Genomic DNA, 6,658 nt, shown 5'->3' with positions numbered 1-6,658 from the left:
GGAATGGCTCATAAATACTTTCGTGCACATACACGCGTTCCACCGCCGTACACAGCTGACCGCAGTGGGTGATCTTGGACGCAACGATAGCGCTGGCGGCTGTTTCCAGGTCGGCATCCGGTTCGATGATTGCCGGGGTCTTGCCGCCCAATTCCAGGGATGGTTTGGCGATATTGGCCTTGCAGTAATCCAGCACGATACGCCCGGCGTTCACGCTGCCGGTGAGGGTGATCAGGCCGACGGCCTTGTGCGTGCAGACGCTGGCGGCGGTGGCGTGGTTCATGGTCAGGATGTTGATCACACCGGCTGGAATACCGGCTGTCACCACTGCCTTGGCAATTTTAAACGCCGACAGTGGCGTGTTGTTGCTGGGCCGCACCACCACGGTATTACCCGCGATCAGCGCCGGGGCAATCTTGCGCAACAGCGTGTAGACCGGGTAGTTGAACGGGATCAGACAGGCCACCACACCAATCGGCTCGCGGTGCAGGAACAGGTTTTCGTCCGAGGTATCGCTGGGGATGATCTCGCCTTCGATGCGGCGGGCCCATTCGGCGTGGTAACGGGTAATTTGCGCGGCGTAGCGGGCTTCGTTGCTGGCGTCAGTGACGCTCTTGCCGGACTCGCTGGCCAAAGCCGTACCGATGGCTTCGGCGTGGCTGTCCAGGGCATCAGCGAAGGCACGCAGGTGCTCGGCGCGTTCGATGCTGGTGAGCGTGCCCCAGGTTTTCTGGGCGCGGGCGGCGGCGTCGACGGCGGCGATGGCCTCACCGGCGGTGGCGGCGCTGACATGGCCGACCAGGGATTCATTGGCAGGGTTGTAGACGGCGATCAGGGCGTCGCTGGCGGGTTCGACGAACTGACCGTTATAGAAATTGCGCTCGAATTGCATGTGGTTTGCCCAACGTTGTTGTTTTGCGAGTGACATGCAGTTTTGTATTTGCTTGGGGGGCGTGCAAACGACTTATTGGGTGGGGTAACGTGAGGAAAATGCAGGTTAGCAGTGATGAGTGTGGATTTGAGCGGCGTGCAGATGACTACTGTTCAAGTCAACACTCAACACGGGTTACAAAGCCCAAAACCCCAGACGACCAAGACTGGCCGCCAACCTCAGGCGTGACGTCTGCCAGCGGCTGAGGGTTTGAATATGCTCTTGCTCGGCACCGGAATACGCGGTCAGGGCATTGAGCAACTCAATCATGCTGCCCACCCCGGCGTGATAACGGCCCTGGATGACCTCCAGCGACTGGCGTGATTGATCGACCAACTCGCTGGTGCGCTGCAGACTTTGGGTCTCAATATTCAACGTCTGATAACTGGCCCATAGGTCTAGCGCGACCTCTTGCTCAACCTCAGCCAGTTCTGCTCGGCCCGCGTCGACACGAGCTTGTGCTTGGCGGATCTGGTAGGTCCGGCCAAAACCGTCAAAGATCGGGATGCTCAACTGCAAACCGATACTGCGGTCCCGCTCACGCTCATCGCCATTGAATATCTTCGATTGCTGGCTACGTGCGTACGTCAGGTCGGCGGTCAGTGCCAGGCTCGGAAGGTTGGCAGCGCGTCGCTCATCAACGGCCGCCTGAGCGGCCCTGAGCCTAGCATGTGCGGCGAGTACTGCCGGGTGATCCTGACGCGCCTGGGTCAACAACTCATCGACCGCCTGCAGGAACTGAGTGTCCGGCAGTGGAGTGAGGTCACCCGCCAACTGCAGAGGCGTTTGGGGTGATAGCCCCATGCGCAAGGCAATCACACCCAAAGCGTTATGCAATGCTCCACGGTCGCGGATCTGGCGCAAATTAGCCTGGGAAAACGCTGTTTGCGCCTGCAAGCGATCAGAAAGTGCGGCCGCACCGGCTTTGTATTTGGCATCCGCCGCTTCCAGGTTGCGAGCCGCCAATTCGGTGATCTGCACCGAGGCGGCCAAGCTGCGCTGAGATGACAAGGCATCGTAATAAGCCTGCGCTGCCTCAACAAAAGTACGCTGCAACATGGCGTCCTGGGTAGCGTTGGCAGCCACCAGCAACTGGCGGGCATTGCGCAAGGCGGCCCCGCGTCGACCGAAGTCCACCAACACCCAACTGAGCTCAAGACTGGCGCTGTCGCGCCGCCGGTGCCCTTCACCAGAACGTAAGGCCGGTTCATCGTAGTCAACCCGACCATTGCCGCGATTACTGCCAACGCGCCCATCCAGGCGCGGCAGATACGCCGACTGGCTGAGCCCAACCTGGGCAGCCTGAGCCTTGGCATTGGCCCAACTGATACGCGTCTGTGGGTCGTGGCACAAAATCCGTTCGACCACCTGCTCTAACGGCAAACGTTCAGGTAACCGGCCAAAACTACACGACAGCTCGCCACGTGCATCGTCATACACCGCTTGCCGGGAAACGTTGCGTGCAGTGTCAAAAACGTCTGGCTCAAAGGCCCATGCAGAACGTGAACAACACAACAAGGCCATCATCAAGATCGAGGATAATTGCTTCATACCTGGCCCTGTTTCATCTCTGGCGAAGTGTTCGCGGTATGTGCGCTATTCGTTGGTCCGTCAGCATCGCCATGTACCACCCTACCGGCCAGAATCCGGATGACACGGTCCGCAGAGGCGATGGTTTCAGGGCGGTGGGCAACCATGATGCGCGTAATTCGCAACCCCTGAATGGCCTGATTCACACGCTGTTCACACGCGACATCCAAGTGACTGGTGGCCTCGTCCAGAAAGAGTATTCGCGGTTTCTTATACAGGGCCCTGGCCAGCAGCACGCGCTGCTTTTGCCCACCGGAGAGCACCGTGCCCATGTCTCCCACCAAAGTGTTGTAACCCATCGGCATGGCTTGGATATCACTGTGAATCGACGCGATCCGGGCACATTCGATCAACCAGGACTGATCCACGTTGAGGTCGAAGAAACTGATGTTATCGCGCAAAGATCCCGCAAACAGCACATCGTCCTGCGTCACAGTACCTACCAGTTGCCGCAAACCATCCAGGCCCAGTTGCGCCAATTCAATACCGGCGATACGAATCTGCCCCCGAGTGGCCGGCAGGATACCGAGCATGACGTTCATCAGCGTGCTTTTGCCGCAACCCGACGGACCAACGATAGCCACCGATTCACCCGCAGCAATATGCAGGTCGAGGTTGTCCAGCACCCAGGGCTCCTGCTCGGCATAACGGTAGTGCAATCCCTGGATTTCAATGCTCGCATCACAATCCATGAGTGTCTGCAGGTCGACACTGGAAGCGGTTGCTTCCGGTGGGTGCAGAACAATATCTGCCAGCCGTTCGCCCTGCAGTTGCAACATACGCAGCTCGAAAAACTTGTCTATCAAGTTACCTACTCGGGTATCAAACTGCGTTTTATAGGCGATAAACGCGATCAACAGCCCGACGCTGAACTGGCCATCCATCACCATGCTTGCGCCAAACCAAATCACCAACAAGTTCTCAATGCCAAACAGCAACCCATTCAATTGTTGATAGAGCAACCGCAGCTTTTGCGTGCGCAATCCAGCGTTGATCTGCTCCACCAACAAACCAAGCCAGGCTGAACGACGCTCTTCCTGGCGCTGAAACAGTTTCAAGGGGCGAATGCCACGCACCGTTTCCAGAAAATGGCTTTGCTGACGTGCGGCATGGATGATTTGCTCTTCGGTCGCATTGCGCAGCGGTCGATACCAAAGGCAGCGTCCAACGGCATACAGCAGCATAGTGGCGATCGCAATAGCGGCCAGGGCCGGACTGTAGAGCAGCATCATTGCAAGGGTCGCGACGGACATAAGACCGTCGAGAATCGCCGATAGGAACGCCGCCGTCAGCGTCTGCTGAATAGTGTCTACGGCGCCGAAACGCGACACCACATCTCCCAAGTAGCGCTTCTCAAAGTATTGGCTGGGCAACCGTAACAAGTGGCTGAAGACATTCGCACGCCACTGCACGGAAAGCAGCGTACTCAAATGCATCATGACCCAGGCACGCACGCCGCTGACCGCTTGTTGCATCAACAATAACAAGGTAAAGCCCAGTACCAGTGTACTGAGCAGATCGTGGTCGGCGCTGATAATGACGTTGTCGATCGTCCACTGAAGCAAGAACGGGGTGATCAGGGAAAAGACCTCGAGCGTCAGTGCCAGCAGCAGTACTTGCACCAACGAGCGATACAGCCCGCTAATACGCCCCATCATGTTCAGGAGTTTGATTCTTGGTTTGTCTTCTTGCAGCTCGAAACCGCTGTCCGGCCACAATTCCAGTGCTACGCCGGTGAAGCTTTGAGATAAACCTTCATGATTGATCCGGCGCAACCCTCGCGCAGGATCATGTACAACCACGCCTTGCCGATCGACGGACTTGAGTACGACAAAGTGGTTGAAGTTCCAGTGCAGAATACAAGGCAGCTTGAGCTGGCCGAGGCCGTCCACATCCAACGTGACAGCACGAGCACCCAGTTGCAGTTGCTGAGCACTGTTGATCAGTTGTTTGAGGGCAATACCTTTGAGGGAGACGCTGCAACGGCGGCGCAAATCCAGCATATCGACCCGATGCCCGTGGTATCCAGCAATCATCGCCAGGCAAGCCAGGCCGCATTCAGTCGCTTCGGTCTGCAATACCACGGGCAGACGACGCCCGGGACGCAAGGCTATGGCGTCAAGAAAAGTCATGGGAGGGGTTCCTAGAATTTGCCGGTGAGGCTGTAGAGAGGCTCCAGCACCCATTCATAAAGGCGGCGGCTTTCCTGCAGGATGTCGGCATCCAACAGCATTCCGCTTTGCAGCAACTGAGGCTTGCCATAGGCCATAACGGTCTGCTCGTCGAGTTGTACACGCAAGCGGTAGAGCTGTTCGCCGTTGCGCGAAAGCCCCGGTACCTCACCCGTCATAATGGCAAGATCCGCAGAGGGCACGGCAGTGCGCGAAATAGACACCACTTGAGCGTGATATTGGCCAAACTTCTGATAGGGATAGGCCTGATAGCGGATCAGCACGGCGTCCCCCGGCCTGATAAACCCCACCGCTTTGCTCGGGGCGTAGAGCTCAGCCTGCAGTTGGGCGTCACGGGGCATGATGCTCAACAACGTACGCGACGGGTCCACTGTCTGGCCGACTTCCGTCAGAACTGCCGTTGCCACACCGTTTCCTGGAGCGGTGATCAATACCGTACGCTTGGCTTCACTCTCTGCCAGCTCTTGTTCGATACCCGACAGTTGTCGATGTATCGGCGCCAGTGCATTGGCTTGGCGTGTTTCAAGCCCCGCCAACTCGTTGTTGCGCTCGGTGAATTGTTGGGTGATTGAACTGCGCTCGCGATCCAGGCCCTGTAGGGCTTGACGCTGTCCCAAAAGCTCGGCTTGCCGCTGCTGGAACTGGTCCATAGAGATATAGCCCTTTTGCATCAATCCCTGATAGCGATTTGACGCATCCCCCGCCAGCGCCACGCGCTCGCGCTGGCTGACCAATTGCGCAGCCAGGTTGGCTTGCTCATCACGCAGTGTGCTCACCTTACTGGTCAAACTGTCGCGCTCGGCCTGTTGCAGTTGCCGGGTTTTATCGAGTTCCTGCTCCAGTGACTCCCTCCGTTGCTTGAGCTGATAACTCACGCGTGCCTGCACCGGGTCGGCGCCGGCATCATAACGTTCACTGGAAATAGTCAGCAGAGGATCACCCATGACAACGGACTGCCCTTCGACGACAAACCTTTGCAGCACCACTCCGGTTTGCGGCGTCCGGACCTTTATCTGGCCGTTGGCTGGAACCAGTTGACCACTCACCGTGCTGCGCTTGGTGTAAGAGCCCCAGATAAAAAAGCTGCTTACCAAGACCAGCATTCCCAAGGCGAACATAATGAGAAAAGTGAAGGATGTCGGCCGGATCAGCACAATCTCCCCCAGCCATTTGACGCGCTGCGCTTCAGACGCGGCCCTGCGAAATATCCTGTCGCCCACAAATCACTCCTGACACCCCTGCTCGCCCGATGCTTTACTCAGCATCCGTTCATGGTTGCTTTCGCTTATGGATCAGTAGCCCGCGCCGGTTATTGTTATCGTTGATGAACATTTGTATTTGCTTTCGCCATGCAGCTTTGGTCTGCTCGTCGGCAGCATCACTGAGAGTGGGCATTTGTTTCTCGATAACTTCCAGGCGCTTGCCGGCTTCGGGAACCCGTGCACTGGCTAGCCAATACCACTTGTAGGCTTCGGGTAAATTGACTGCCTGACCAAGCCCTTTCTCGAAGATATAGCCAAGATTCGCTTGCGCCTGAGGCACGTCAAGCATCGCTGCCTCTGTGTACCATTGGGTGGCCATGGGCAGGTTTTTGGGCATGCCAACACCCGTGGCGAAACATTTACCAGTTAGAAAAGCGCCTTCACCAAGACCGGCTTTCGCTGCCTTTTCATAGTATTGACAAGCCGACTCAGGGCTAGCGTCCGCGATCAGGTGGTTAGCACTCAAGGAGCCCAAGCGAAATAATGCTTTTGAATAATTTAGTTGTGCCGATTTTTTATAGTACTCAATGGCTTGGGGCATGGACTTGCTTACCCCCAGACCGGACTCATACATAAAACCTAAATTGTAGATAGAGGTCGGGTCTTCATGTGCTGCCGAAAGTTCCAGATAATGCTTGGCCTTAACATAGTCAGTTGCGCCAATCGCCTGTCCGTCCAGATAC

General features: G+C 56.9%; 5 protein-coding genes. All 5 read right to left on the bottom strand.

Annotation, left to right across the window (positions count from 1 at the left end):
• On the bottom strand, positions 1–892 hold an 892-nt coding region (locus tag FEM54_RS21040; RefSeq protein ID WP_138452809.1), incomplete at its 3' end, for an aldehyde dehydrogenase family protein.
• A gap of 174 nt (positions 893–1,066) precedes the next feature.
• Positions 1,067–2,482 (bottom strand): TolC family protein, encoded by a 1,416-nt coding sequence (locus tag FEM54_RS21035; RefSeq protein WP_138452807.1) that lies wholly within the window; start codon positions 2,480–2,482, stop codon positions 1,067–1,069.
• Positions 2,479–4,653 carry a peptidase domain-containing ABC transporter gene (locus FEM54_RS21030; RefSeq protein WP_138452804.1) on the bottom strand — a complete coding sequence of 725 codons (2,175 nt, stop codon included), beginning with the start codon at positions 4,651–4,653 and terminating at the stop codon, positions 2,479–2,481. Before FEM54_RS21030 ends, FEM54_RS21035 begins: the two co-directional genes overlap by 4 nt.
• An 11-nt stretch (positions 4,654–4,664) precedes the next feature.
• Positions 4,665–5,921 carry an HlyD family secretion protein gene (locus FEM54_RS21025; protein WP_138452811.1) on the bottom strand — a complete coding sequence of 419 codons (1,257 nt, stop codon included), beginning with the start codon at positions 5,919–5,921 and terminating at the stop codon, positions 4,665–4,667.
• Between the two features lie 61 nt (positions 5,922–5,982).
• Positions 5,983–6,658: tetratricopeptide repeat protein (locus FEM54_RS21020; protein WP_138452802.1), on the bottom strand; the 676-nt coding region annotated here is incomplete at its 5' end.

Source organism: Pseudomonas edaphica (assembly GCF_005863185.1).
GTDB classification, from domain to species: domain Bacteria; phylum Pseudomonadota; class Gammaproteobacteria; order Pseudomonadales; family Pseudomonadaceae; genus Aquipseudomonas; species Aquipseudomonas edaphica.
This window is presented reverse-complemented; position numbering and strand designations above follow the sequence as displayed.